The sequence below is a fragment of the Aeromonas sp. ZOR0002 genome, from assembly GCF_963866995.1.
GTDB lineage: Bacteria > Pseudomonadota > Gammaproteobacteria > Enterobacterales > Aeromonadaceae > Aeromonas > Aeromonas caviae.
Map to the genome: position 1 here is coordinate 46,519 of NZ_CAWMFQ010000330.1, position 3,055 is coordinate 49,573.

3 protein-coding genes and 1 pseudogene are annotated in these 3,055 nt (G+C 64.9%); all 4 read right to left on the reverse strand.

What is annotated here, in order from left to right; genetic code table 11:
* Positions 1–905 (reverse strand): annotated as a pseudogene (gene secD, locus AACR77_RS17825) (protein translocase subunit SecD); the annotation flags it as partial.
* A gap of 148 nt (positions 906–1,053) precedes the next feature.
* Positions 1,054–1,521 carry a hypothetical protein gene (locus tag AACR77_RS17830; protein WP_042883117.1) on the reverse strand — a complete coding sequence of 156 codons (468 nt, stop codon included), beginning with the start codon at positions 1,519–1,521 and terminating at the stop codon, positions 1,054–1,056.
* A 106-nt stretch (positions 1,522–1,627) separates the two neighbouring features.
* Positions 1,628–2,488, reverse strand: coding sequence for a DUF6279 family lipoprotein (locus AACR77_RS17835; RefSeq protein WP_041215412.1), 861 nt, complete (start codon positions 2,486–2,488; stop codon positions 1,628–1,630).
* 51 nt (positions 2,489–2,539) lie between these two features.
* A partial coding sequence (locus tag AACR77_RS17840; protein WP_042883120.1) for a phosphotransferase family protein occupies positions 2,540–3,055 on the reverse strand: 516 nt, incomplete at its 5' end.

Below are 3,055 nucleotides of genomic sequence, written 5' to 3' on the forward strand. Positions count from 1 at the left end.
TGGCCGCTGCGATCCGCCATGAAGAAGCGGCTGTCGGCCTTGGCTTCATAGAAGGCCAGGGACGCGGTGGCGCCGATCACCTCTTTCGCCTGCTTGGGGTTGTGCACCCCCGGCAGCTCGATGCGGATGCCGTCCTGCCCCTGACGCACCACCGAGGCCTCGACGATGCCGAGCTCGTTGATCCGCTTTTTCAGGATCGACAGGTTCTGGGTCACGGCGTTGTTCACCAGCAGGGTGCGCTCGGCGTCGCTCAGCACCAGGGTCAGAGCATTGCCGGAGCGGCTCAGTGTCCACTGATCCTGGCGGGTACCGGCACTCTCCTTGATGATGGAGAGCCAGGCCTCCTGCCCCGTCACGTCGGGCAGGGTGACGGCCACGCTCCCCTGGGCGGTGCGCATCACGCTGGCGCCGCGCAGGTTGGCCTCGCGAAAACGGGTGCGCAGGGTATCCACCAGGTTCTTGGTCTGGTTGTCGATGACGAAATCCACGTCCACCCCGATCAGCAGCTGGGAGCCACCGCGCAGGTCCAGCCCGAGCTTGATGGGATCGGCGCCGAGCCGGCTGATCCAGGCCGGGGCGTTGGAGTAGAACTCCAGGGTCAGGGCGGCGCTGTCCAGCCCCTGCTGCTCCAGCAACTGCTTGGCCAGTTGCTGCTCCCCCTGGCTGGCGAACACCAGCGCCATCCGGCCACCCTGGGCGATCTGCTTGAGGGGGTCGATGTGGTTCTCGGCCAGCAGGGTGCGCTGCGCGTCGCTCAGGCGCGACTGGCCGTGCAGACCGAGGGAGGGCTGCTCACCGAAGAAGGTGGGCAGGGAATAGAACGCGAACGTGACCAGCATCAGCAGCAACAGGGCGTACTGCCACAGGCTCATGCGGTTCAACACGGTATGACTCTTTTTTCTCATGAAATCGGCCTCTGTCAGGCGATGGCAAGGGGCGACACCGGGGTCGCGCCGTGCAAAAAAATGAAACAAGACAGCCTAGCCGTTCACTAAAAGTGAACAGCAACAGAGAGAAGATGAGGCAACAGGTGGCAAGCTGACCCCATCGGGATCAGGCGAGGAAGCTCTGGGCGAAGCGGTACTGCAGATGCCGGCGCTGCAGGCGGCGCCTGTGAATGCCGGCGAAGTGATCGCGAAAGCTCGTCCCCGGGTAGAAGAGGGCGGCATAGAACAGCAGGCCGCACAGCAGCAGCAGGATCGCCTGCTGGGACCAGCTCATCACCAGCTCGTAGACCACGCTGCCGGGCTGATGATCGCGGCTCAGGGAGTGCTCGAGGCGCAGCAGGTGATTCTGGTGGGAGCCGACGAACTTGACGATGCCATCGTCACTGCCGCTGACGCCGTGGGCCACCGGGCTTGCGTCGGCAGGTGCCGCCCCCTCCGCCAGCGAGTGGGCCTGCTGGGCCGAGGGCTGGAACGCGGGTACCTTGACCCCCTCCACCGAGAGGGTAGAGAACAACAGTGCGAGGGTGATGAGCAGGGTCATCGCCGCCAGTTTCACGTTGTCGGTCAGGTTCAAAAGTTAATTCCCACACAATAGAAAGGGCAAGCTACCACAGCCTGCCCCACAAGAACAAGGGCGGCAGGCCCGGGGCCCGCCGCCCTTGTGTTGTCTCACCGCGTCCTCAGCGGCTGCGGGTCATGCCCTCGAAGTCCTCGGCATAGTCCTTGAGCAGGGTGTAGAGGTGGGCCCGCTGGGAGAGATCCATAGAGTGGCTGAGATCGCTCAGCCACTGGATGGTGCGCTGGCGGGACTGGTCCGTGTAGCCGGTGAAGCGGCCATCCATCAGGCCGTCCCCCTGCTGGAGCAAGCGGGTCAGCTCCTGGCCGAAATCCGGACTCTGGCGCTGTTTCATCAGCCGATCAAGCTCCTTGGTCCAGGCCTCCTGAAAGTCGAGCCAGGGGGCCATCATCTCGTATTGCCACTCGGCCCACTGCGTGATGAGAGGCTCCTGGGCCGGCTTCACCTTGCCAATCCAGAACACCAGGCGCTCGTTCATCTTCTCCCGAAATCCCTTGATCATCTCGGCCTTCGACTGGGTGGCAAAATCGTGCTGACGCTCCTGCTGGCGCTTCACCCGATCGGCCATGAAGCGAGCCACCTGCTCGTCAGTCAGGGTCTTGGCGAGGCGCACCGTGCGGGGAATGGCGTTCTCCAGGGTGCGGGTCAGGCTCGCCTGGGTTCTGTCCAGATGCAGGGTCACCTGGGCCGGGCTCATGGGGCTGGCCACCGCCTTGGCCAGGGCATCGAGATCCCGGGCATAGATGGGCAGCTCATGCTGCCGGTGCCAGGCCATCAGCCCCTTCACCTCCTGGTCCAGCAGCTTCTTCTGGCTGCGGTCCAGGGAGAAGTAGTCGTCCAGTTGCCAGACGATGGCCGAGTCGAGCCAGTAGTAGATCACCCGGGTGGCGCAACCCGTCAGCAGCAAGCAGAGCAGCAGCAGGCTCCAGCTACGCGGTTGACGCCATGAGAATGTGGTCACCATGCATGCCTCCCATTCATTGAATACACGCGTCGCGCGGGCCGTTGCCGGGCATCACTCCAGGCGCTGGCGGTTGATGTCGATCAGGGCCTGATACTCGGGCCCGGGTTGCTGTTCGGCCATCAGCAGCGCCCACAGCAGGCCGATGTAATCGACCCAGGGCAGGAAGGCATCGGCCTGGAATCCCCGGGGCCCCAGCCCCGTCACTGCCCCGTCCATGGCTTCAAGATAGCAGCTCTCCAACTGGCACCGCTGCTCTTCGCTCCAGCCGTGGGTGCGCTGAATGCTGGCGGCCTCGAACCCCGGATGGCCGGCGGCGCCGTACTCCCAGTCGATGACCCAGGGCCGCGACCCCAACAAGTTAGCCGGATTGAGATCGTGATGGCAAGGGAGCCAGCAGTCGTCCGGCTCCCGGCTCGCGAGCAGGGCCCGCTCCAGGGCGGGCAGCCAGGGAGGGATATGGGTCAGACGCTGCCGATAACCGCCGCTGTGGGCCCGCACCGCCATCACCACGGTCGGCACCGGCAGGCGGTGCAGCCGCACCAGCACATCCGCCATAAGGCGGGGTTG